The organism is Pseudomonas sp. NFPP04 (assembly GCF_900113815.1).
Classification (GTDB): Bacteria; Pseudomonadota; Gammaproteobacteria; order Pseudomonadales; family Pseudomonadaceae; genus Aquipseudomonas; species Aquipseudomonas extremorientalis.
Genome location: NZ_FOQS01000006.1, coordinates 15,900 through 38,657, shown reverse-complemented (window position 1 = coordinate 38,657; position 22,758 = coordinate 15,900). Strand labels below are relative to the sequence as shown.

General features: G+C 62.9%; 16 protein-coding genes and 3 pseudogenes. 14 read left to right on the top strand and 5 right to left on the bottom strand.

Translation table 11 applies throughout. The annotated features are described in order from the left end of the window. Nucleotides 1-16 precede the first annotated feature (16 nt). Together BM017_RS14820 and BM017_RS14815 are read right to left on the bottom strand one after the other, a co-directional pair. A complete protein-coding gene (locus BM017_RS14820) occupies nt 17-1,285 on the bottom strand; it encodes a hypothetical protein (RefSeq protein WP_092245599.1) in 1,269 nt (422 codons plus the stop codon). 125 nt (nt 1,286-1,410) lie between these two features. Next, nucleotides 1,411-2,250, bottom strand: a pseudogene (locus tag BM017_RS14815) (LysR family transcriptional regulator); the annotation flags it as partial. Here BM017_RS14815 and BM017_RS14810 point away from each other — a divergent pair. From BM017_RS14810 to BM017_RS14800, 3 genes and pseudogenes are all read left to right on the top strand, one after another. Then, a pseudogene (locus BM017_RS14810) lies at nt 2,247-2,984 on the top strand (aldo/keto reductase); the annotation flags it as partial. The pseudogenes BM017_RS14815 and BM017_RS14810 overlap by 4 nt on opposite strands. Before the next feature lie 17 nt (nt 2,985-3,001). Next, nucleotides 3,002-3,799: an SDR family NAD(P)-dependent oxidoreductase gene (locus BM017_RS14805; RefSeq protein ID WP_092245595.1), complete on the top strand. Its 798-nt coding sequence runs from the start codon at nt 3,002-3,004 to the stop codon at nt 3,797-3,799. Between the two features lie 29 nt (nt 3,800-3,828). Next, the gene (locus tag BM017_RS14800) at nt 3,829-4,245 is read left to right on the top strand and encodes an SRPBCC family protein (protein ID WP_092245592.1); all 417 of its coding nucleotides are present in this window, start codon (nt 3,829-3,831) and stop codon (nt 4,243-4,245) included. A 54-nt stretch (nt 4,246-4,299) separates the two neighbouring features. Here the strand turns inward: BM017_RS14800 and BM017_RS14795 are convergent, their stop codons facing one another. Together BM017_RS14795 and BM017_RS14790 are read right to left on the bottom strand one after the other, a co-directional pair. Further along, complete coding sequence (locus tag BM017_RS14795) at nt 4,300-5,694, bottom strand: sensor histidine kinase (RefSeq protein ID WP_071490070.1); 1,395 nt, start codon at nt 5,692-5,694, stop codon at nt 4,300-4,302. After that, the gene (locus BM017_RS14790; protein WP_071490069.1) at nt 5,672-6,355 is read right to left on the bottom strand and encodes a response regulator transcription factor; all 684 of its coding nucleotides are present in this window, start codon (nt 6,353-6,355) and stop codon (nt 5,672-5,674) included. Before BM017_RS14790 ends, BM017_RS14795 begins: the two co-directional genes overlap by 23 nt. Before the next feature lie 323 nt (nt 6,356-6,678). On the opposite strand from BM017_RS14790, the gene BM017_RS14785 reads away from it, so the two are divergent. From BM017_RS14785 to BM017_RS14765, 5 genes and pseudogenes are all read left to right on the top strand, one after another. After that, nucleotides 6,679-7,584 carry a hypothetical protein gene (locus tag BM017_RS14785; protein ID WP_071490068.1) on the top strand — a complete coding sequence of 302 codons (906 nt, stop codon included), beginning with the start codon at nt 6,679-6,681 and terminating at the stop codon, nt 7,582-7,584. Nucleotides 7,585-7,835: 251 nt separating this feature from the next. Next, nucleotides 7,836-8,174, top strand: a complete 339-nt coding sequence (locus BM017_RS14780) for a hypothetical protein (protein ID WP_092245589.1) — start codon at nt 7,836-7,838, stop codon at nt 8,172-8,174. A 96-nt stretch (nt 8,175-8,270) separates the two neighbouring features. Further along, nucleotides 8,271-9,509: pseudogene (locus BM017_RS14775) on the top strand (TolC family protein). Then, nucleotides 9,502-10,731: an efflux RND transporter periplasmic adaptor subunit gene (locus tag BM017_RS14770; protein ID WP_256575411.1), complete on the top strand. Its 1,230-nt coding sequence runs from the start codon at nt 9,502-9,504 to the stop codon at nt 10,729-10,731. Before BM017_RS14775 ends, BM017_RS14770 begins: the two are co-directional and overlap by 8 nt. Continuing rightward, the gene (locus BM017_RS14765) at nt 10,728-13,826 is read left to right on the top strand and encodes an efflux RND transporter permease subunit (protein ID WP_092245583.1); all 3,099 of its coding nucleotides are present in this window, start codon (nt 10,728-10,730) and stop codon (nt 13,824-13,826) included. The genes BM017_RS14770 and BM017_RS14765 overlap by 4 nt, the downstream gene beginning before the upstream one ends. Before the next feature lie 113 nt (nt 13,827-13,939). Here BM017_RS14765 and BM017_RS14760 read toward each other — a convergent pair whose 3' ends face one another. After that, nucleotides 13,940-14,848, bottom strand: a complete 909-nt coding sequence (locus tag BM017_RS14760) for a MurR/RpiR family transcriptional regulator (RefSeq protein ID WP_058425739.1) — start codon at nt 14,846-14,848, stop codon at nt 13,940-13,942. Between the two features lie 283 nt (nt 14,849-15,131). Here BM017_RS14760 and iolC point away from each other — a divergent pair, with 283 nt between their 5' ends. The 6 genes from iolC (at nt 15,132) to BM017_RS14730 (ending at nt 22,735) form a co-directional block, all read left to right on the top strand. Then, nucleotides 15,132-17,069 (top strand): bifunctional 5-dehydro-2-deoxygluconokinase/5-dehydro-2-deoxyphosphogluconate aldolase, encoded by a 1,938-nt coding sequence (gene iolC, locus BM017_RS14755; RefSeq protein ID WP_092245580.1) that lies wholly within the window; start codon nt 15,132-15,134, stop codon nt 17,067-17,069. A gap of 170 nt (nt 17,070-17,239) precedes the next feature. After that, complete coding sequence (iolE, locus tag BM017_RS14750) at nt 17,240-18,133, top strand: myo-inosose-2 dehydratase (RefSeq protein WP_092245577.1); 894 nt, start codon at nt 17,240-17,242, stop codon at nt 18,131-18,133. Then, nucleotides 18,130-18,918, top strand: a complete 789-nt coding sequence (gene iolB / locus BM017_RS14745) for a 5-deoxy-glucuronate isomerase (protein ID WP_092245574.1) — start codon at nt 18,130-18,132, stop codon at nt 18,916-18,918. The genes iolE and iolB overlap by 4 nt, the downstream gene beginning before the upstream one ends. 29 nt (nt 18,919-18,947) lie before the next feature. Beyond that, nucleotides 18,948-19,763, top strand: coding sequence for a TIM barrel protein (locus tag BM017_RS14740; RefSeq protein ID WP_092245571.1), 816 nt, complete (start codon nt 18,948-18,950; stop codon nt 19,761-19,763). 10 nt (nt 19,764-19,773) lie between these two features. Next, entirely contained in the window at nt 19,774-21,705 is a 1,932-nt protein-coding gene (gene iolD, locus BM017_RS14735) for a 3D-(3,5/4)-trihydroxycyclohexane-1,2-dione acylhydrolase (decyclizing) (protein ID WP_092245568.1), read from the top strand. A 19-nt stretch (nt 21,706-21,724) separates the two neighbouring features. Beyond that, a complete protein-coding gene (locus BM017_RS14730) occupies nt 21,725-22,735 on the top strand; it encodes a bifunctional inositol 2-dehydrogenase/D-chiro-inositol 1-dehydrogenase (RefSeq protein WP_092245565.1) in 1,011 nt (336 codons plus the stop codon). Nucleotides 22,736-22,758: the final 23 nt, after the last annotated feature.

Sequence of the window (22,758 nt, the reverse complement as noted above, 5' to 3'; positions counted from 1 at the left end):
ACGCTTTTTCTTGGCTTCATGGCAACTTGGCCCCCACCGCAGTGAAGTTGAAGGTGGCGCCGGTCGCCGACCCGACTACATAGGTGCCTGCGGGTGAAATAGCGTTCAAGTAGCTCGCCAGCCCGCCTGAAATGGGCGATATGGGGACTGTTCCCAGCAATGGAGTCCAATAGCAGCCGGTTGGGTATTCGCTGCTGTTCACGCAATTCAGGGCGACGGTGTCGTTATCGGCAAAGGCAGCCACTTGAACCACATCGCTACCAGGTAGCGGGGGAATGGACTGCACGCTGAAGGAATTTGTGGGGTCGTTCCAGTAAAGAGGTCTCTGAAATCCCGTAGGGTCATTGCCATAGGCCAATACATGCCCAAGGTTGTTGATTGCCACCGCGTGGTTTTGCGCGTTCAAGGGCATCGTCAACAGTAAAGGCGTGCTGCTTGCGGTACTCCAGAATGCGGTTTGTTGGGTGTCGGCGGCGGTTCCTGGAAACGTGCAGGTGCCAACGAATTGACCCTGGTCATTCATGTCGACCCCCTCGCAGTCAAGTGCACCCGCTGGTAGCGACGCCGGTGTTAACACGTACTGATTGCTGCCTGTACTCCAAGTGGCCAGGGTGAGAACAGGCTTGCCACTTGGTCCTGGGCAATTCAAGAGAATGCGCGGCCAACCATTGGTCAAGGTTTCCGTCAAGTCGACGCCATAACAGTTGTCGCCCCAGTCTGATACGCGTTGGGGAGTAGTGCTGCCTGCGCTATAAACCACCACAGTTGCGTCAATATCCGCACTCAGGCTCACCGCTAGGACGGCTCCATTGCGGTTCTGTGCAGTGGGTGCTGTTTGCGTATCGGCAGGGCGCACTTGAATCAGCAACAACCACCTGGCCGGTAGCGGAGCCAGGGTGATCGGCGTGATACCTGGTGTCGCTGCATTCCACAACACGGCGAAAAACAGATTATTGGCATTGGCACAATTGCCTACCACCCAACCACCATTGTTGGAAATAGCGCTCACCTCACAAGGTTTCCGTGAGGACAACGGCGCCAGGGCTTGCTGGGGACCTGCCAGTGTCGACGAGTACCATGGGATGGCATTGGCACTGGGGGTGGCCGAATTGCATTTTCCGACAGTTTGTTCACTGTCGTTTACCCAAACCGTCTCACATTGCGGCCCGGCCGGAAAAGCTGAAGGCACGTAGGTCGCCGCACTGGCACTCAATCCATACCCGCAAAGCAACACACCCACACTCAACACCATCGGTGCAATCAGTTGTCTCAACAAACGTTGCATAATCCGGCCCTCCCTGGCTGACAAAATGACCCTCTGGGGGTGAACCCCACAGTCCCTGATCACCAGTAAACGCCCGGTTCGATGGACGCACAACTGTCACTTCTGACAGGTACAGGACGAGTTGCTTAAGCCTCGGTCAACACCTTCCTGAACGTCTCCACCAACGGCCGCAAATTGACCCGATGCCACGCTGCCCACAGCGGCGTGGTGTAGCTCAGCCACGGCAACTCCCGCAACACCACACCGGGTGGTGCATTGCGACTCAGGCCTTTTTGTACCATCGCCACGCCCAGCCCTGAAGCCACCAAACCCAACGCGGTAAAGGGTTCACCGGCTTCCATTGGGATCTGCGGGGTGAAGCCGGCGCGGATGCAGGCGGCGACGAAGTCGTCGGCGGGGTTGGCGCCGGGTTTGCGCTGCACGCCGATCCACTCCTGGTCGGCCAGGTGTTCGGGCAACAGTTCACTCAGGTGTGCGAGGGGATGGTGCTCGGGCAACGCCAGCAGCATCGGCTCGTCCAACACTTGCAGTGCGATCAGGTCCGGATCATCCGCAGCCGGCGGTTCGCCAACCAGGGCGATATCCAGGCTGCGTTGGCGCAGGCCTTCGAGTTGTTCGAGGGACGGCAGGTTATACAGCTTGATGTGCACGTTCGGCCGGTCGTCGCGCAGTACCCGCAGCGCGTTGGGCAGCACACCGGCATGCATGGCGTTTTCGATATAGCCGATGCACAGGCCACCTTCTTCACCGCGGCCCAGGCGCTTGCCCAGTGATTCCAGGCGGTTGGCGTGAGTCAGCAGCGCCTTGGTTTCTGCCAGGAACGTCTGGCCGTCACGGGTCAGGCGGATGCGTTGCTGGCTGCGTTCGAACAGGGTCAGGCCCAGGCGTTCTTCGAGCTGGGCGATCTGCCGGCTCAGCGGCGATTGGGAGATGTGCAGGCGTTCGGCGGCGCGGCCGACGTGTTCGCGACCTCGGCGAAAAAAGCGGTGTGTTCGAACACGGTCGCCCGAACAAGATGCTCAACGACTACAGCGCCGATGCCACACTGCGTTCGATTGAAGACAGCCTGACTCGCTTGAAAACCGATCGGCTGGACATCGTGTGGATCCATGACATCGCCCAGGACTTCTACGGCGACCAGTGGCTGGAGTATTTCAACCAGGCCCGCACCGGTGCCTTCAAAGTGCTGACCCGTCTGCGCGAAGAGGGTGTGATCAAGGCCTGGGGCCTGGGCGTGAACCGCGTCGAGCCGTGCGAACTGACCCTGGACCTTACCGAAGCCCAGCCCGACGGCTTTTTGCTGGCCGGCCGCTACACGCTGCTGGACCACGACCGCGCCCTGCAACGCCTGATGGATGCGGCCCTGGCACAGAGCGTCGAGATCGTCGTCGGTGGCCCCTACAGCTCCGGCGTCCTCGCCGGTGGCGCGCACTTCGAGTATCAGCCAGCGAGCCCGGCGATTATCCACAACGTCGAGCAGATCAAGGCGATTGCCCAGGGGTTCGGCGTGAGCGTGAAAGCCGCCGCGCTGCAATTCTCCCTAGCCCATCCGGCGGTGGCCGCAGTGATTCCAGGTGCCAGTCGTCCGGGGCGGATTGCCGAAGACGTCGCGGCGTTGTCTGAACAGATCCCGGCAGCCTTCTGGCAGGCCCTGCGCGAGGCCCGACTGGTTTCGGACCGTGCGCCCCTGCCGCTTTAAATTCAGGAGTTCAACCGATGAAAATTGATGTGAGCGGTAAAGTAGCGATTGTCAGCGGCAGTACCGCCGGCATAGGCCTGGGAATCAGCCAGGCGCTTGCAGCCTCTGGCGCCACGGTGGTGGTGATCGGACGTGAAGCCGGCAAGGTCGACGATGCACTGGCGAGCATCCGTCAGGCTGTCCCGGGCGCAGACCTGCGTGGGCTGGTGGCTGACCTTGGCACCGCAGAGGGCGCAGAGAAACTGTTTGCCGCCGAACCGCGTGCCGACATCCTGGTCAACAACCTGGGCATCTTCAACGATGTGGATTTTTTCGAGGCCTCGGACAGCGAATGGACGCGTTTCTATGAGGTCAATGTGATCTCCGGCGTGCGCCTGGCGCGGCATTATGTGCCGGGCATGGTCGGGCAGGGCTGGGGTCGGGTGATCTTCGTGTCGTCGGAGTCCGGCGTGGCGACACCGGCGGACATGATCAATTACGGCGTGACCAAAAGCGCCAACCTGGCGGTGTCCCATGGCCTGGCCAAGCGCCTGGCGGGCACGGGAGTGACGGTGAACGCCGTGCTGCCCGGCCCGACCTTTACCGACGGCCTGGAGCAGATGCTCAAGGAAGCCACACAAAAATCCGGGCGCAGTGCGCGGGATGAGGCGGATGTGTTTGTGCGCAATGCGCGGCCGACGTCGATCATCCAGCGGGCGGCGAATGTGGATGAAGTCGCCAACCTGGTGGCGTACATTGCTTCACCGCTTTCTTCTGCGACCACAGGGGCTGCATTGCGCGTCGACGGTGGTGTGGTCGACAGCATGGCGATCTGAGTTGTTTTTCATTTTCTGGAGTATTTATCGTGGCAACAGCGTCTTCTGTGATTGAAATCCCGGTGTCGGCCGATCAGGTCTGGCAATTGGTCGGCGGCTTCGACGGCCTGCCGGACTGGTTGCCGTTTATTGTCAAAAGCGAGGCGGGCGATGGCGGCCGTGTGCGTCACCTGCAAACGGCGGATGGCGCAGTGGTCGTCGAGCGTTTGCAGCGCTTTGATAACGTCGGGCGTACCTACAGCTATACCATCGAGCAGTCGCCGTTTCCGGTGAGTGCGTACCTGGCGACGTTGCAGGTCGAGGCGCTGGGCGAGGCGTCAGCGAAAGTGACCTGGTCAGGTGTGTTCACGCCGGTGGCGGGGACTACGGATGCGGCGGTGGAGGAATTGTTTGCCGGTGTCTACAGCGGTGGCCTTGAGGCCCTGCGCGCCAACTTCCCGGCCTGATCCAGTCCAATGTGGGAAGGGCAAGTCCCCTCCCATATTGGGACACCAGTGGTCTCAGGCCTCGGGCATCAGTTGCTGGCGGCACTCCAGGACTAACCGGGCGCCGCCTTGTTCGCTCGTACCCACGTCCAACTTGAACCCATGCAAGTTGATGATCGCCGCCACAATCGACAGGCCCAAGCCGAACCCGCCTTGCTGGTCGCTTTCATCCACCCGATAGAAACGCTGGAATACCGCATCCCGCTCCGCCGCCGGTATGCCCGGCCCGGAGTCGTGCACTTCGATGCGCGTGCTGCCCGCATCATTGACCCCGCGCAGGATCACCGTGCCGCCCGGTGGGGAGAACTTGATCGAGTTGCTCAGCAGGTTGGCCAGGGCTTCGAACAACAGGGCGCGGTCGCCGGTGATCCACGGCAGGGACTCCGGGGTTTCGAGCTTCAGTTGCAGCTCGCCTTCCTCGGCCAGGGGCAGGTAGAAGTCGTGCAATTCGCGCAGTAGCGGCAACGGGTCCATGACCAGGAAACCTGAGCGACGCTGATGGTCTTCCAGCTCGGAGATACGCAACAGCCCGCGAAAACGCGCCATCAGGGTGTCGGTCTCGGCAATCGCGTCGTCCAGTTTCACCGCGTAGCCAGACTCTGCTTCGGCCTCCTGTTTGATGCGATACAGCTGCGCACGCAGGCGCGTCAGCGGGGTGCGCAGGTCATGGGCGATGTTGTCGCACACGCCCTTGACCTCGTTCATCAGCTTCTCGATACGGTCGAGCATGGCGTTGACGATGGCCGCGAGCATGTCCAGTTCGTCACGTCGGTTGGACAGTGGCAGGCGGTGAGTCAGGTCGCCGGCGACGATGGCTTCGGCACTGGCCTGGATCCCACGGATTCGCCGCAACGGGCGGCGGCGCAACAGGTGCCAGCCGGCGGCGCCCGGAATAATTGTCAGGGACAGTGCCCAGAGCAGGGCGTGCCAGATGATGCGGGTCACACCGAACAGTGAGCCGTTGGCCCGCACCAGCACCAGCCAGCGGCCGTCTTCGGTGTGGGTGGCCACGGCATCGCAGCTGTCCTTGGGCAACTTGGGGTCGTCGGACTCGACACAGTTGACCAGGGCGTGGATCTTGCCGTCCAGGGGCAGGTCCGGCGGCACCGCGCGGATCGGCCCGCTCAAGGGGCGGAATTGCTCATCGAACAGGCCGTAGGCATCCACACCCTTCATGTCGAAGGTCATGCTGGTGGTCAGGGCTTCCACCAGTTCTTCGCCGTCGAAGCGCTGGAACAGGTGCTGGCGTTGCATCAGGGAGTGGCGCGACAGGTCGCCCAGGTAACCGGACACCTCGTAATACAGCACCCCCATGAGGATGCAGCTCCAGGCCACGAACAGCGAGCTGTACAGCGCCAGCAAACGGCTGCTGGAAGAGCGCCAGCCCTTAGAGGGGTTCAGCAATGACATAACCGGAGCCTCGCACCGTGCGGATCAGCGGCGGGAGGCCCGGTGGGTCGATCTTTTTGCGCAGACGGCCGATGTGCACGTCGATAAGGTTGGTACCCGGGTCGAAGTGATAGCCCCAGACTTCCTCGAAGATCATCATTCGCGACAGGATCTGCCCGGTGTTGCGCATCAGGAATTCCAGTAGCTTGTATTCGGTGGGCAGCAGGCTCAGGGGTTGATCGGCGCGGCTGGCTTCGCGGCTGATCAGGTTCAGTTCCAGATCGGCCACGCGCAGGGCGGTTTCGAATTCCTGGACCGTGCTTTTGCGCCGCAGCAGCACTTCGACGCGCGCCGCCATTTCATCCGAGGCGAACGGTTTGGTGAGGTAGTCATCACCGCCGGCACGCAGGCCACGCACACGTTCGTCCACATCGGAGAGGGCGCTGATCATCAGGATCGGCGTGGAGACGCCGATGGTGCGCAGGGTGGTGACGATGGCCAGGCCATCGAGTTCCGGCAGCATGCGGTCGAGGGTGATCAGGTCGTAATCGCCGCTCACGGCGCGGACCAGGCCTTCGCGGCCGTTGTCTACCCAATCTACATCCAGTCCATGGCTACTCAGCTCGGCGACAATCTCGCGGGCCGTTACGGCGTCATCCTCGATGGTCAAAATTCGGGTCATGGGATTACCTTTACACTGGAAGACCGCAATCGCCGGTAAGCCGGCTCCTACAGAAGTGGGGGCATTTTGCCAAGAAATGGCTGAATGCTTCCTAAATAAAACTTCATGTTGGCAAAACTGACACAGATTTCATCGCCGGGCCGGGGAGTGCATAACGCCCGCTTCAAACCGCCATTTCTTGCAAGTTGCATGGATCAGGTTAGTTCAATTTACTTAACTATCTGAAATGTAAGGGATTTATTTTTTGCGCCGACTGGCATGGTGCCTGCACTGTCTGTTTTGAGACTTGTAACACTATTTTTCTGCCTTGGAGCAAAACAACAATGATCACATCCTCATCCACGCTGCAAGAGTCGAGCGCGCTCTCCGGGGTTTCCTGGGGGGCGATTTTTGCCGGGGCCGCCGCCGCGGCTGCGTTGTCGCTGATCCTGGTGCTGCTGGGCTTCGGCCTGGGCTTTTCGGCGGTGTCGCCGTGGGCCGACAGCGGTATCAGCGCGAAAGGGCTGGGCATTTCCACGATTGTCTGGCTGGCCTTTACCCAGATCGTCGCATCCGGCCTGGGTGGCTACATCGCCGGTCGGTTGCGTGTGAAGTGGGCCAATATGCACGGTGATGAGGTGTACTTCCGCGACACCGCCCATGGCTTCCTGGCCTGGGCTGTTGCCACGTTGATCACGGCGGTGCTGGTAGTCGGTTCGGTCGGCAGTGTGGTCAGCGGTGGTGTGAAAGCCGGCGCCAGCGTTGCAGCCGGTGCAGCCAGTGGTATCACCCAAGCCGCCGGCAGTGCCGCCAAAGGCGTCAACGGTGGCGATTTCGACTACTACGTCGACAGCCTGTTCCGTGATGATCGCCCGGTCGCCGTCAGCGATGACGCCGCCCACGGTGTGGTAGCGCGCATCTTCACCCGCACCCTCAGCAACGACGGTCAGCTTGCGCCAGAAGACCGTGCCTACCTGGCACAGCTGATCAGCCAGCGCACCAACCTCAGCCAGGCGGATGCCGAAGCGCGTATCGACAAAGTCTACGGCGATGCCCGTAAAGCGGTGGAAGACGCCAAGCTCAAAGCCAAGCAAGCCGCGGAAACCGCCGCCAAAGTCGCTGCGTACACCTCGCTGTGGACCTTTGTCGCGCTGTTGATCGGTGCGTTCTTCGCCAGCCTCGCCGCTACCTTCGGCGGTCGCCGCCGCGATGCCGTGGTGTATGTCGAAACCGAACACTTCGTTCGTTAATCAATTCAAGGAGAACAACATGCGCTCATTACTGCTCTGGTTCCTCGGCGTGCCTATCCCGGTGATCATCCTGATTGCGATCTTCATGCACTGATCCCGAGCCTGGCTCGATCCCTGGTGGGAGCGGGCTTGCTCGCGAACGGGGTGTGTCAACAACTGCTGCGTTGACTGACACGCCCCGTTCGTGAGCAATTCCGCTCCCACATTTGTTTAATGGTGGCTTAACCCGCGCTTGGCTAGACTCGCGCCCCATGAGCCGCCTTCTGCGTTTAGTCCTCGTCCTGTTGTTGAGCCTCACGCTTCCCCTGACCGGGATGGCGGGGATGCCGTCAAGCACCGAGCCGTGCCCGATGAAGATGTCGGACATGCCGATGATGAGCGACATGTCGCCTGACTGCTGCCAGGACGGCGCGGATCATGGCAAGGCCTGTAAACCCGGTCAGGAATGCAAGACCGGTGGCGTGCTGCAATTCTCCCTGCCGCTGCTCAAGGCTCCCTTGAGCCCGGCCCATCCGCTGCTCGTCGGCACCGCTTCCGATTTTATCCCCGACCGCACGCCGTCCGGCGTCTGGCGCCCACCCCGGGCCTGATTCCTGTTGCACCTCAAGACGCATCCCCTGACCGGGATGGTTTTGCTGTGGGCCGCCTGACGCGGTGCACAGCGCAACGGAACAGGAATTTTCAACATGAATGCCTCCTACATGCGCGCCCTGGTGGTGGGCGTGCTGGCGTGGCCGGCGTTGGCGAACGCGCTGACCCTGGACGACGCCCTGCGCCTGGCGCAAAACAATGCACCGTCGCTGCTGGCCGAGTCGGCCAAGTTGCAGGCCGCCACCCAGGCGGCGATCCCGGCGGGCGAATTGCCTGACCCGAAGCTGGTGGTCGGCCTGCAGGACTTTCCCATTGGCGGGCCCAATCGCGGCACGTTGTATGGCGACTAGATGACGCAACAGATGATCGGCATCCAGCAACAGGTGCCTAGCCGCGACAAACGCAAGGCCCGGGTCGAGCTGGCCGATGCAACCGTCGAGCGGGCGGCCGCCGAAGGGCGCATCGAGCGCCTCAACGTGCGCCAGGCCACGGCCCAGGCGTGGATTCGTGCGTATGCGGTCGCGCGCAAGCAAGCCCTGTTCAAGGACTTCTACCAACAGAACCGCCTGTTGCAAGACACCGTGCGTGCGCAGTTGGCCGGCGGCCGTGGCCAGGCCGCCGACGCGGTCATCCCCCGGCAGGAAGCCGCGGAGCTGGCCGGGCGCGAAGATGAGTTGACCCAGCAACGTACCCAGGCCCGCGCCGCGCTCAAGCGCTGGATCGGCCCGGCCGCCAACGAAGCCCCCAGCGGGCAACTGCCCGACTGGACCTTCGACCCCCATAGCCTGAACCACAACCTGCATCAGCATCCGGCACTGCAAGCCTACGTGCCGCGCACCCGTGAAGCGCAGGCGCGGTTGCAGGAGGCCAAGGCGCAAAAGACCTCGGACTGGAGTTGGGAGGTCGATTACGGGCACCGCAGCCGTGAGTTCGGTGACATGGTCAACGTGCAGTTCACCTTTGACTTGCCGATCTTCCCCGGCCGTCGACAAAACCCCGGCATCGCCGCCAAGCAGGCCGAGTTGGACCAACTCGACGCCGAGCGCGAAGCCGCTACCCGTGAGCATATCCAGATGCTCGATGATGACCTGGCCGACTACCAGCGCCTGGACCGTGCGGTGCAGCGCAGCCAGGACAGCCTGGTGCCGCTGGCCGAGGAAAAAGTCAGCTTGAGCCTGGCCGGCTATCGCGCCGGCAAAGGCGACTTGATGACGCTGGTCAACGCGCGCCGTGAACTGATCGAAGCCCGTTTCAAACAGATCGATGCCATCGAGCAACGCGCCCTGGTCGGTGCGCAGCTGTATTTCGCCTATGGGGAACCCGCCAATGAATAATTCAATCGTGGCCGCTGTATTGCTGCTGGGCCTGGGAGCGGGCTACGGGCTGGCGCAGTGGCAGCCCGGCGCCTCATCCATGCCCGCCAAGGCCGACAGGCGGGCGCTGTACTGGTACGACCCGATGTTCCCGCAACAACAGTTCGATAAGCCCGGCAAGTCGCCGTTCATGGACATGCAGTTGGTGCCGCGCTACGCCGACGGGGCCGCATCGGCGGCTACGCCGGCGGTGCAGATTGACCCAGGCCTGGCGCAGAACATCGGCGTGCGCCTGGCGAGCGTGAGCCGCGGCGTGCTGACGTCCCGCCTGGAGCTGTCGGGCATTCTGGCCTTCAACGAGCGTGATGTGGCGGTGGTGCAGGCGCGGGCGGCGGGGTTTGTCGAGCGGGTCTACGCACGGGCACCGGGGGATGTGCTCAAGGCTGGCGCGCCATTGGTGGACCTGCTGATACCCGAGTGGGCGGCCGCCCAGGAAGAGTTCCTGGCCCTGCGGCGCAGCGGCGAGCGCGGCTTGATCGACGCTGCCCGCCAACGCCTGCGTCTGAGCGGGATGCCGGCGGGGTTGATTGCGCAGATGGAGCGCAGCGGCCAGGTGCAGTCGGTCCTGACCGTGACCAGCCCGATCAGCGGCGCACTGCAAACCCTTGAGGTGCGCGAAGGCATGACGGTGACGCCGGGGCAGACCCTGGCGCGGTTCAACGGCCTGGATCAGGTGTGGTTGCAGGTCGCCGTGCCTGAAGCCCAAGGCGCAATGTTGAACGTGGGGCAACGGGTGCAGAGCCACTTTGTCGGTTTACCGGGCAAGACGCTCGACGGCACGGTCAGCGCGATCTTGCCTGCCACCGCCATGGACAGCCGCACTGTGCAAGTGCGGGTCGAGCTGCCCAACCCCGACGGCGCCCTGCGCCCTGGCATGACCGCCCAGGTCAGTCTGGCGCAGACCGGCGGGCAAGCGCTGTTGCAGGTGCCCAGCGAAGCGTTGATCCGCACCGGCAAGCGCGTGCTGGTGATGCTGGCCGAGGAGGGCGGGCACTATCGTCCGGTCGAGGTTGAAACCGGGGTAGAAAACCAGGACCACACGGTGATCCTCAGCGGCCTGCAGGAAGGTCAGCAGGTGGTCGCCTCCGGGCAGTTCCTGCTCGACTCCGAGGCCAGTCTCAAGGGCGTTACGGCCACCGCGGCCGAAGCAGCGATGAACATGCAGCCGGGAGCCCAGCCATGATCGCCCTGTTGATTCGCTGGTCGGTGGCCAATCGTTTTCTGGTGCTGCTCGCCACCTTGTTCATCACCGCGTGGGGTGTCTGGTCGGTGCAGAACACACCCGTCGACGCTTTGCCAGATCTCTCGGATGTGCAGGTGATCATCCGCACCCCGTACCCGGGCCAGGCGCCGCAGATCGTCGAGAACCAGGTCACGTACCCGATGACCACCACCATGCTCTCGGTGCCGGGGGCCAAGACCGTGCGCGGTTTTTCGTTCTTCGGCGACAGCTACGTGTACGTGTTGTTCGACGAAGGCACCGACCTGTACTGGGCGCGCTCGCGGGTGCTGGAATACCTCAGCCAGTTGCAGGCGCGGCTGCCCGCATCAGCCAAACCGTCATTGGGGCCGGACGCCACCGGCGTGGGCTGGATCTACCAGTACGCCTTGGTGGACCGCACCGGCCAGCACGACCTGGCGCAATTGCGCGCGTTGCAGGACTGGTTCCTCAAGTTCGAACTCAAGACCCTGCCAAACGTGGCGGAGGTCGCTACCATCGGCGGCCAGGTCAAGCAATACCAGGTGCAGCTCGATCCGCTGGCCCTGGCCAGTCGCGGCATCACCCAGGTACAGGTGAAAGCAGCGATTGACCAGGCCAACCAGGAAGCCGGCGGCTCGGTATTGAACCTGGGCGAGTCCGAGTATGTGGTGCGCGCCTCCGGCTACCTGAAGAATCTCTCCGACTTCCGTGCCATCCCGCTGCGCCTGGACGCCAACAATGTGCCGGTCACCCTCGGCGACGTGGCGAACATCCAGCTGGGCCCGGACCTGCGCCGGGGCATCAGTGAGCTGGACGGTGAGGGCGAAGCGGTCGGCGGCGTGGTAATCCTGCGCAGCGGCAAGAATGCGCGGGAAGCCATCGCGGCGGTCAAGACCAAACTGGAACAGTTGAAAAGCAGCCTGCCGCCCGGTGTGGAAATCGTCACCACCTACGACCGCAGCAAGCTGATCGACCGTGCCGTGGATAACCTCAGCCATAAACTGCTGGAAGAGTTCCTGGTGGTGGCGCTGGTGTGCGGGATTTTCCTGTGGCACCTGCGTTCGTCCCTGGTGGCGATCATCTCGTTGCCGGTGGGCGTATTGATCGCGTTTATCGTCATGCGTTTCCAGGGCATCAACGCCAACATCATGTCCCTGGGCGGCATTGCGATCGCCATTGGCGCGATGGTCGATGCGGCGGTGGTGATGATCGAAAACGCCCACAAGAAAATCGAAGCCTGGCACCACGCCCATCCCGGCCGGGAACTCAAGGGCGATGAGCACTGGAAGGTGATGACGGACGCCGCGGTCGAGGTGGGCCCGGCGCTGTTTTTCTGCCTGCTGATCATTACGCTGTCGTTTATTCCGGTGTTCACCTTGCAGGCCCAGGAAGGCCGTCTGTTCGGGCCGCTGGCCTACACCAAGACCTACGCCATGGCGGCCGCCGCCGGGTTGTCGGTGACCCTGGTCCCGGTGCTGATGGGCTACTGGATTCGCGGGCGCATACCCGACGAGCAACGCAACCCGCTCAATCGCAGCCTGATCAAGCTCTACCAGCCGGCGCTGGAGGCGGTGCTGCGCTGGCCGCGCATGACCTTGCTGGTGGCGCTGCTGATGGTAGCGAGCGCGCTGTGGCCGGTGTCGAAACTGGGCGGGGAATTCCTGCCGCCGCTGGATGAGGGCGACTTGCTGTACATGCCTTCGGCGCTGCCGGGCTTGTCGACACAGACGGCGGGTGAATTGCTGCAACGCACCGACCGCCTGATCAAGACCGTGCCCGAAGTCGCTCACGTATTTGGCAAGGCCGGTCGCGCTGAAACCGCCACCGACCCGGCGCCGCTGGAGATGTTCGAGACCACCATCGCGTTCAAGCCCAAGGATCAATGGCGCCCCGGCATGACCCCGGACAAACTGGTCAAGGAGCTGGACCGCGTGGTGCAGGTGCCGGGCCTGACCAATATCTGGATTCCGCCGATCCGCAACCGCATCGACATGCTGGCCACCGGGGTCAAGAGCCCGATTGGCGTAAAGGTCGCAGGCACCCGCCTGATGCAGATCGATGCGGTGACCCAGGCCGTGGAGAAAGTCGCCAAGACCGTGCCGGGCGTGAGTTCGGCGTTGGCCGAACGCCTGACCGGCGGGCGCTACATCGATGTCGACATCGACCGTGCTGCCGCCGCGCAATACGGGCTGAACATCAGCGATGTGCAGTCCATCGTGTCGGGCGCGGTGGGCGGTGAAACCATTGGCGAAACCGTGGAAGGCCTGGCGCGTTTCCCTATCAGCCTGCGTTACCCGAAAGAATGGCGCGACTCGGTGGAGGCGCTACGCAACCTGCCGGTGTACACGCCGCAGGGCAGCCAGATCACTTTGGGCACGGTCGCCAGGATCAAGGTCAATGATGGTCCGCCGATGCTCAAGAGCGAAAACGCGCGGCCTTCCGGCTGGGTCTATATCGACGTGCGTGATCGTGACCTGGCCTCGGTGGTCAGGGACCTGCGTGCGGCGATCAACCAGCAGGTGCAACTGCAACCGGGCATGAGCCTCAGTTATTCGGGGCAGTTCGAGTTCCTCGAACGCGCCAATCAGCGCCTGAAGCTGGTGGTGCCGGCCACCTTGCTGATCATCTTTGTACTGCTGTACCTGACCTTTCGCCGGGTGGGGGAGGCGTTGCTGATCCTGGCGACCTTGCCGTTCGCGTTGACCGGCGGCGTGTGGCTGCTTTACTGGCTGGGCTTCAACCTGTCGGTGGCCACGGGCGTGGGCTTTATCGCGCTGGCGGGGGTGTCGGCGGAGTTCGGCGTGATCATGCTGCTGTACCTGAAGAACGCCTGGGCCGAGCGCAACGATGGCAATCTATTGGCGGCCATCACCGAAGGCGCAGTCATGCGGGTTCGGCCCAAGGCAATGACGGTGGCGGTGATCATCGCCGGGCTACTGCCGATTTTGCTGGGCAGCGGCACCGGCAGTGAGGTGATGAGCCGGATTGCTGCGCCGATGATTGGCGGGATGCTGACGGCGCCGTTGCTCTCGCTGTTCGTCATTCCCGCAGCCTACTACCTGATGCGCCGCCGATAAACATGTGGGAGGGGGCTTGCCCCCGATAGCGCAGGATCAGGCACAAATCCAGTGACTGACACCGCTATCGGGAGCAAGCTCCCTCCCACAGAGGAACTCCAATGCCGGCAGCTTCAGTCGTCGAACCCGACCTGCTCGTGAATCTCATCCACCTTCAACTCCAACCGGTACGCCACCGCAATAAACAACGCCTGGCACAGGCACAAGGTGGCACTCAACGAGCGGAAGGCGAACGACGAGCCTTCATTCACCAACAGCACCGCGTTAGCCCGCTTGGCCAGGGGCGACAGGTTGCTGTCGGTGATGATCAGCGTCTTGGCCTGGTGGTGCTGGGCGATGCGCAGGCAGTGCTGGGTCTCTTTGCCGTAGGGCGTGAAACTGATGGCGATCACCAGGTCATTGGCGCGCACGCTGCGCATCTGCTCGCGATAGCTGCCGCCCAGGCCCGAGATCAGGTGGATGCGCTTGTTGGTGTGCTGCAGGTTGTAGACCAGGTAATCGGCCACCGCAAAAGAGCGGCGCACGCCGACTACGTAGATATTGTCGGCATTCACCACCAGGTCCACGGCTTTGTCGAACGCGGCATCGTCCAGCTCCAAGCCCAAGCGCTCGATGCCCGACAGTGTGGCGTTGACGCATTCGCGCGCCAGGTCGCCGCCGCTGGCTTTCTGCGACTTGTTGGCGATCATGCTGCGAATGCGTTGCTGGTAGTTCTGCACCGGCGTGGTCTTGTGGGTGTAGGCCTCGCGGAACAGCGCCTGCATCTCGCTGAACCCACTGAACCCGAAACGCTGCGAGAAACGCACGATGGCCGACGGGTGCACTTCGCATTCACGGGCGATGTCGCTGATGCGGTCGACCATGATCCGGTCGCTCTGCTGGCTCATGTAGCTGGCGATGCGCTTGAGCTGGCGCGGCAGGCTCTCGTATTCGTCGGTGATCAGCTGCAACAGGCGCTCGGCATTGATCGGAGGGCTGGCGATAGAGTCTTCCAGGGTGGTCTCGGGATCGGTGCGGGACATGGGCAATCCTTCTGGCGTATTCGTCTGTTGCGCTGATGGGTGGCGCAAGTCTACAGGGTAGGCGCAAAAAAATACCCCGGCATCACGGCTGGCGTGGCCTGCTGAAACGATGCACTGTGGTGGGAGCGCCCCTGCAGGAGCTTAATGGAAAAAATATTCCAATGAAAAAATATATGGAATAAATATTGATTGGTGCCGCCGGACGTTCTAGTCTGCTCCCACCAAGAGCGTTTGCCGCCCCACGGCGGCACAACGCAGGCTGATAAAAATAACAGGAGCCAGCATGGGCCAGACTCGTTTTGCCAGTGGGCGTCAATTGGATCTGATTTGCCTCGGGCGCCTGGGCGTCGACCTCTATGCACAGCAAGTCGGTGCGCGCCTTGAGGACGTGTCCAGCTTCGCCAAGTACCTCGGCGGGTCCTCCGCCAACATCGCCTTCGGCACCGCCAGGCTCGGGCTCAAGTCGGCGATGCTGAGCCGGGTCGGCGACGACCACATGGGCCGCTTCCTGGTGGAGTCCCTGGCCCGCGAAGGCTGCGATGTCAGCGGCATCAAGGTCGACCCGGAACGCCTCACCGCCCTGGTGTTGCTCGGCCTCAAGGACCGTGAAACCTTCCCCCTGGTGTTCTACCGCGAAAACTGCGCCGACATGGCCCTGCGTGCCGAAGACGTCAACGAAGCCTTTATCGCGTCCAGTAAAGCCCTGCTGATCACTGGCACGCATTTCTCCACCGACGGCGTGTACAAGGCCAGCATCCAGGCGCTGGATTACGCGGCCAGGCACAACGTCAAGCGTGTGCTGGATATCGACTACCGCCCGGTGCTGTGGGGCCTGGCGGGCAAGGCCGATGGCGAAACCCGTTTTGTTGCCGACCAGAATGTCAGCCAGCACGTGCAGAAGATCCTGCCGCGCTTCGACCTGATCGTCGGCACCGAAGAAGAATTCCTCATCGCGGGCGGCAGTGAAGACTTGCTCGCTGCCTTGCGCAAGGTGCGTGAACTGACCCCGGCGACGCTGGTGGTCAAGCTTGGCCCGCAAGGCTGCACGGTCATCCACGGCGCCATCCCCGCTCGCTTGGAAGACGGCGCCATCTACCCCGGCGTGCGCGTGGAAGTGCTTAACGTGCTGGGGGCCGGCGATGCGTTCATGTCGGGCTTTCTCAGTGGTTGGCTCAACGATGCCAGCGATGAGCGTTGCAGCCAGTTGGCCAATGCCTGCGGCGGCCTGGTGGTTTCGCGTCACGCCTGCGCACCGGCCATGCCGACGCCGGCGGAGCTGGAATACCTGTTCAACAGCCCGGTGCCGATTACCCGTCCGGACCAGGACGTGACCCTGCAACGCCTGCACCGTGTGACGGTACCGCGCAAACGCTGGAAGCAGCTGTTCGTGTTTGCCTTCGACCACCGCTGGCAACTGGTGGACCTGGCACAAAAGGGCGGCCAGGATCTTGCGCGCATCAGCGAGGCCAAGCAACTGTTTATCCAGGCCATCGAACGCGTCGAGCAAAAGCTCGCCGAACAAGGCGTAGAGGCCGATGTCGGCCTGCTCGCCGACCAGCGCTTCGGCCAGGACGCACTCAACGCCGCCAGCGGTCGTGGCTGGTGGATCGCGCGCCCGGTGGAAGTGCAGAACTCGCGGCCGCTGGCGTTCGAGCATGGCCGTTCGGTGGGCAGCAACCTGATTGCCTGGCCCCAGGAACAGATCATCAAGTGCCTGGTGCAATTCCACCCGGACGACGAACCCTTGCTGCGCCTGGAACAGGAAGCGCAACTGAAAGCGGTGTACGAGGCGTCGATTGTCAGCGGTCATGAACTGCTGCTGGAAGTCATCCCACCCAAAGACCACCCGTCCACCTATCCCGACGTGCTCTATCGCAGCCTCAAGCGCCTGTACAACCTGGGGATCTACCCGGCGTGGTGGAAGATCGAGGCGCAATCGGCCGAGGACTGGCGCAAGCTCGACGCCCTGATCCAGGAGCGCGACCCGTACTGCCGAGGCGTGGTGCTGCTGGGCCTGAATGCCTCGGCCGAATGCCTCGCCGATGGCTTCCAGCAGGCCCGCCTGAGCACCACCTGCCGAGGCTTTGCCGTGGGCCGCACGATCTTCCAGGAGCCGAGCCGGGCGTGGATGGCGGGGGAGATCGACGATGAAACCCTGATCCAGCAGGTGCAGGCCACGTTCGAACAACTGATCAACGCCTGGCGCAGTGCCCGAGGCTAAACCCGGTTCTTGATTTGAAATGCAATCCAATGTGGGAGGGGGCTTGCCCCCGATTGCGGTTGTTCAGTGACAGCAGTGGTGTCTGACACTCAGCTATCGGGGGCAAGCCCCCTCCCACATACAGCAAAAAGCAGATCTCAGTGATACCTGAAAATAATAAAGGTGCAGCCATGCCCGCAATCCGAATTGGCATCAACCCGATCTCCTGGAGCAACGACGACCTGCCGGCCCTGGGCGGTGAAACGCCCCTGAGCACCGCCCTCAGCGAAGGCAAGGAAATCGGCTACGAAGGCTTCGAGCTCAACGGCAAATTCCCCAAGGACGCCAAGGGCGTCGGCGATGTGTTGCGCCCGTATGACCTGGCGCTGGTCTCCGGCTGGTACTCCAGCCGCCTGGCCCGGCGCTCGGTGGCGGAAGAAATCGAGGCCATCGCCTGCCATGTCGAGTTGCTCAAACAGAACGGCGCCTCGGTACTGGTCTACGGCGAAGTGGCCGATTCGATCCAGGGCTCGCGCATCCGCCTGATCGAACGTCCGCGTTTCCACAGCGAACAGGCCTGGCAGGACTATGCCGACAAACTCACCGAACTGGCGCAGTTCACCCTGTCCCAGGGTGTGCGCCTGGCGTATCACCACCATATGGGCGCGTACGTCGAGTCCCCGGAAGACATCGACCAACTGATGCAACGCACCGGCCCCGAAGTCGGCCTGCTGTTCGATTCGGGCCATTGCTACATGGGCGGCGGCGAGCCTCTCGCGGTGCTGCGCAAACATATCGACCGCGTCTGTCATGTGCATTTCAAGGACGTGCGCAAACCGGTGGTGCAGCTGGCGCGCAACCAGATGTGGAGTTTTCCCGACTGCATCGTCAACGGCACTTTCACCGTGCCCGGCGATGGCGATATCGACTTCGCCGAACTGCTCGATGTGCTGCTGGCCGCCCACTATGAAGGTTGGCTGGTGGTGGAAGCCGAACAGGACCCGGCCGTGGCGCCCAGCTATATCTATGCGAAAAAAGGCTACGACACCTTGCGTGCGCTTCTGAATGAGAGGACCGGACAATGAGCTTGTTGGTCAAAAGCAGCAAACGCGGGCAGACCATGGTCGCCCTGGAGCCCGGGCGCCTGGAGTACGTAGGGTTCGCCGCCTACCGCCTGAGCCTGGGCGAAACCCTTCCGGTCAGCGCCGGAGACCAGGAGTTGTGCCTGGTATTGCTCAGCGGCCGCGTAAACATCGAGGGGGAGGGCTTCAACTGGCAGAACCTGGGGGATCGCCAGTCGGTGTTCGAAGACAAATCGCCGTTCGCCGCTTACCTGCCGCCGGGCACCGATGCCCAGGTCACCGCCTTGAGCGATGTGCAGATTGCGGTCTGCGCCGCGCCCGGCGCCGAAGGCTACGAACCGCGGCTGATCCGCCCGCAAACCTGCAAGCGCAGCGTGCGCGGCAAAGGTGCCAACACCCGCTACGTGTGCGACATCCTGCCCGACAGCGAGCCAGCCCATTCGCTGCTGGTGGTGGAGGTGCGCACGCCGTCCGGGCATTCGTCGAGCTACCCGCCGCACAAACACGACACCGATGACTTGCCGCGCCAGAGCTTCCTCGAAGAGACCTACTACCACCAGATCAATCCGCCCCAGGGCTTTGTGTTCCAGCGCGTCTATACCGACGACCGCAGCATCGACCAGGCCATGGCCGTGGAAAACAGCGACCTGGTCGTCGTGCCCAAGGGCTATCACCCGGTCAGCGTGCCCTATGGCTACGAGTCCTATTACCTGAACGTGATGGCCGGCCCCAAGCGCGCCTGGCATTTCCACAACGACCCGCAGCACAGCTGGCTGCTGGACCTCTAATCAGCGGTTCCGGACGGAGAATAACAACAATGAAGTCGCCTCTACGTTTCGCCCTTAACCGCATGGTCGCGCCCAACCTGTCCCTGCCGGATTTCATCCAGTTGGCGGCGGCGCTCAAGTGCGATGCCATCGAGTTGCGCAATGACCTGGCGGACAAGCAGATCGAGTTCGGCACCCCGGCCAGCCGCGTGCGTGAGTTGTGCGCGGTGCAGGGCATCACGGTGCTGTCGATCAACGCGCTGTACCCCTTTGATGTGTGGAACGACGAGCGCCGTGCCCAGGCAATCCAGATGGCGACCTACGCCCGCGAGTGCGGCGCCCAGGGCCTGGTGATGTGCCCGCTCAACGAGCCGGGCGACACCCGCAACGAAGCCCAGCGTGCAGCCGGCTTGCGCACGGCCTTGAGCGAGCTGGCGCCGATCCTGCGCGAGTACGGCATCCTCGGGTTTATCGAGCCCCTGGGCTTTGAAGAGTGTGCGCTGCGGCGCAAGCGCGTGGCGGTGGACGCGATCATGTCTATCGGCGGCCTGGATGTGTTCCGCCTGGTGCACGACACCTTCCATCATCACCTGGCCAGCGAACATGAGTTCTTCCCGGAGTTGACCGGCCTGGTGCATATCTCCGGCGTCGAAGATGCCCAAGCGCCGCTGAGTTCGATTCGCGACGGCCACCGCGTGCTGGTGGGCGAGGGCGACATCCTCGGCAATGCGGCGCAGATCGACACCTTGCTCAGCACCGGCTACAGCGGCTACCTGTCGTTCGAGCCGTTTGCCGAGAGCGTGCACGGGCTGGTGGATATCCAGCAGGCCTTGGGCGCAAGCATCGCCCACCTGCAGAAACGATAAGGGGCGCGACATGACCACAACCCGACTGACCATGGCCCAGGCCCTGGTGAAGTTCCTGGACAACCAATACATCGAAGTCGATGGCGTGCAGAGCAAGTTCGTCGCCGGGGTGTTCACCATTTTCGGCCACGGCAACGTGCTGGGCCTGGGCCAGGCCCTGGAGCAGGACAGCGGCGACCTGGTGGTGCACCAGGGTCGCAACGAGCAAGGCATGGCCCATGCGGCGATCGGGTTCGCCAAGCAGCACCTGCGCCGCAAGATCTACGCGTGTACGGCGTCCGTCGGCCCAGGCGCTGCCAATATGCTGACCGCCGCCGCGACCGCCACGGCCAACCGTATCCCGTTGTTGCTGTTGCCCGGCGATGTGTACGCCAGCCGCCAGCCTGACCCGGTGCTGCAACAGATCGAGCAGTTCCACGACTTGAGCATCAGCACCAACGATGCCTTCCGCTCGGTCAGCAAATACTGGGACCGCATCAACCGCCCCGAGCAGTTGATGAGCGCCGCGATCCACGCCATGCGTGTGCTCACCGATCCGGCTGAAACCGGCGCGGTGACCCTGGCATTGCCCCAGGATGTGCAGGCCGAGGCCTGGGATTATCCGGATTATTTCCTGCACAAACGTGTGCACCGTATCGAGCGTCGCCCGGCCACCGGCGCGATGATCGGTGATGCATTGGCCGCCTTCCGGGGCAAGCGTAAGCCGCTGATCATCTGCGGTGGCGGTGTTAAGTACTCCGGCGCGAATGCCGCGCTGCAAGCCTTTGCCGAACGCTTTGATATTCCCTTCGCCGAGACCCAGGCGGGCAAGAGCGCCGTGGTCTCCAGCCATCCGCTGAACGTGGGTGGCATTGGCGAAACCGGCTGCCTGGCGGCCAACCTGCTGGCGCCCGAGGCCGACCTGATCATTGGTGTGGGCACGCGTTACACCGACTTCACCACCTCGTCCAAATCGCTGTTCAAGCACCCTGAGGTGACGTTCCTCAACCTCAATGTCAGCCCCTGCGATGCCTTGAAGCTCGACGGCGTGCAAGTGCTGGCCGATGCGCAGGTCGCCCTCGAAGCATTGGCCGATGCCCTCGGCGATTACCGCTCCGGCTGGGGTGGGCAGGTCGTCGCGGCCAAGGCGCAGTTGGACGCCGAAGTGGATCGTGTGCACCAGGTGGAATATGACGGCGACGGGTTTGTGCCCGAGGTCGACGACCGTCTCGACCGTGGCGTGCTGCGTGAATTCATCGAGCTGACCGGCTCGTGCCTGACCCAGAGCCGTGTACTGGGTGTGCTCAACCAGACCCTGGCCGACGACGCGATCATCGTCGCCGCCGCCGGCAGCCTGCCCGGCGACCTGCAACGCGCCTGGCGCAGCAAGGGCGTCAACACCTACCACGTCGAATACGGCTACTCGTGCATGGGCTACGAGATCAACGCGGCGCTCGGCGTGAAACTCGCCGAGCCGACTAAAGAGGTGTACGCGCTGGTCGGCGATGGCTCCTACATGATGCTGCACTCGGAGCTGGCCACCTCGATCCAGGAGCGGCGCAAGATCAACGTGGTGCTGCTCGACAACATGGCGTTCGGCTGCATCAACAACCTGCAGATCGGCAACGGCATGGACAGCTTCGGCACCGAATTCCGCTACCGCAACCCCGAGAGCGGCAAGCTTGACGGCGGCCTGGTGCCGGTGGACTTCGCCATGAGCGCGGCGGCCTATGGCTGCAAGACCTACAAGGTCAGCACCGTGGAGCAACTCGAAGCCGCGCTGGCGGATGCGCGTATACAAACGGTGTCGACGCTGATCGATATCAAGGTGCTGCCCAAGACCATGGTCCACGGCTACCTGTCGTGGTGGCGAGTGGGTGTGGCGCAAGTGTCCACCAGCGAACGCACGAATGCCGCTGCGAAAAAACTCAATGAACACCTGGCGAAGGCCCGGCAGTACTAATAACAAGAGGAGTGTTTGTATGTCTTTGAAGCTAGGTGTCATCGGTACAGGCGCTATCGGCCGGGACCATATCCGTCGTTGCAGCCAGACCTTGCTCAACAGCCAGGTGGTGGCGGTGACTGACATCAACCTGGAGCAGGCCGCCAAGGTCGTCGCCGATTTGAAGCTGGACGCCGAGGTGTACGCCGACGGCCATGCGCTGATCAACTCGCCGCAGGTCGAGGCCGTGCTGGTGACGTCCTGGGGACCGAGCCACGAAGAGTTTGTGCTCGCAGCGATTGCCGCCGGCAAACCGGTGTTCTGCGAGAAACCCCTGGCGGTCACCGCCGAGGGCTGTCGCAGGATCGTCGACGCCGAAGTCGCCTACGGCAAGCGCCTGGTGCAGGTCGGCTTCATGCGCCCGTATGACGAAGGCTATCGCGCACTCAAGGCCGTGATCGACAGCGGCCAGATCGGCGAGCCGCTGATGCTGCACTGCGCGCACCGTAACCCGACGGTGGGCGAAAACTACAAGACCGACATGGCGATCACCGACACTTTGATCCACGAGCTGGATGTGTTGCGTTGGCTGCTCAATGACGACTACGTGTCGGTGCAGGTGGTGTTCCCGCGCAAATCCAGCAAGGCCCTGGCCCACCTGCGTGACCCGCAGATTGTGCTGCTGGAAACCGCCAAGGGCACGCGCATCGACGTGGAAGTGTTTGTGAATTGCCAGTACGGCTACGACATCCAGTGTGAAGTGGTGGGGGAGACCGGCATCGCCAAGCTGCCGGAGCCTTCCCAGGTGCAACTGCGCAGTGGCGCGAAGCTGTCCAACGCGATCCTGATGGACTGGAAGGATCGGTTTATCGGTGCGTATGACGTGGAATTGCAGGCGTTCATCGACAGTGTGCGCGCGGGGCAGGTCGGGGGGCCGTCGGCGTGGGATGGCTTTGCCGCGGCGGTGGCGGCGGATGCGTGTATTGAAGCGCAGGGCAGTGAGCAGATTGTGAAGGTGAGCTTGCCGGATCGCCCGCGTTTCTACGGCTGAATCACTGAAGAAATGCTGTGAAA

Bases quoted from the DNA above. Each gene is read 5' to 3' on its own strand.
- BM017_RS14820 (WP_092245599.1), bottom strand. From the start codon at position 1,285: ATGCAACGTTTGTTGAGACAACTGATTGCACCGATGGTGTTGAGTGTG.
- BM017_RS14730 (WP_092245565.1), top strand. From the start codon at position 21,725: ATGTCTTTGAAGCTAGGTGTCATCGGTACAGGCGCTATCGGCCGGGAC.
- iolD (WP_092245568.1), top strand. From the start codon at position 19,774: ATGACCACAACCCGACTGACCATGGCCCAGGCCCTGGTGAAGTTCCTG.
- BM017_RS14805 (WP_092245595.1), top strand. From the start codon at position 3,002: ATGAAAATTGATGTGAGCGGTAAAGTAGCGATTGTCAGCGGCAGTACC.
- iolE (WP_092245577.1), top strand. From the start codon at position 17,240: ATGCCCGCAATCCGAATTGGCATCAACCCGATCTCCTGGAGCAACGAC.
- BM017_RS14770 (WP_256575411.1), top strand. From the start codon at position 9,502: ATGAATAATTCAATCGTGGCCGCTGTATTGCTGCTGGGCCTGGGAGCG.
- BM017_RS14740 (WP_092245571.1), top strand. From the start codon at position 18,948: ATGAAGTCGCCTCTACGTTTCGCCCTTAACCGCATGGTCGCGCCCAAC.
- BM017_RS14790 (WP_071490069.1), bottom strand. From the start codon at position 6,355: ATGACCCGAATTTTGACCATCGAGGATGACGCCGTAACGGCCCGCGAG.
- BM017_RS14760 (WP_058425739.1), bottom strand. From the start codon at position 14,848: ATGTCCCGCACCGATCCCGAGACCACCCTGGAAGACTCTATCGCCAGC.
- BM017_RS14795 (WP_071490070.1), bottom strand. From the start codon at position 5,694: ATGTCATTGCTGAACCCCTCTAAGGGCTGGCGCTCTTCCAGCAGCCGT.
- iolB (WP_092245574.1), top strand. From the start codon at position 18,130: ATGAGCTTGTTGGTCAAAAGCAGCAAACGCGGGCAGACCATGGTCGCC.
- BM017_RS14785 (WP_071490068.1), top strand. From the start codon at position 6,679: ATGATCACATCCTCATCCACGCTGCAAGAGTCGAGCGCGCTCTCCGGG.
- BM017_RS14765 (WP_092245583.1), top strand. From the start codon at position 10,728: ATGATCGCCCTGTTGATTCGCTGGTCGGTGGCCAATCGTTTTCTGGTG.
- BM017_RS14780 (WP_092245589.1), top strand. From the start codon at position 7,836: ATGAGCCGCCTTCTGCGTTTAGTCCTCGTCCTGTTGTTGAGCCTCACG.
- iolC (WP_092245580.1), top strand. From the start codon at position 15,132: ATGGGCCAGACTCGTTTTGCCAGTGGGCGTCAATTGGATCTGATTTGC.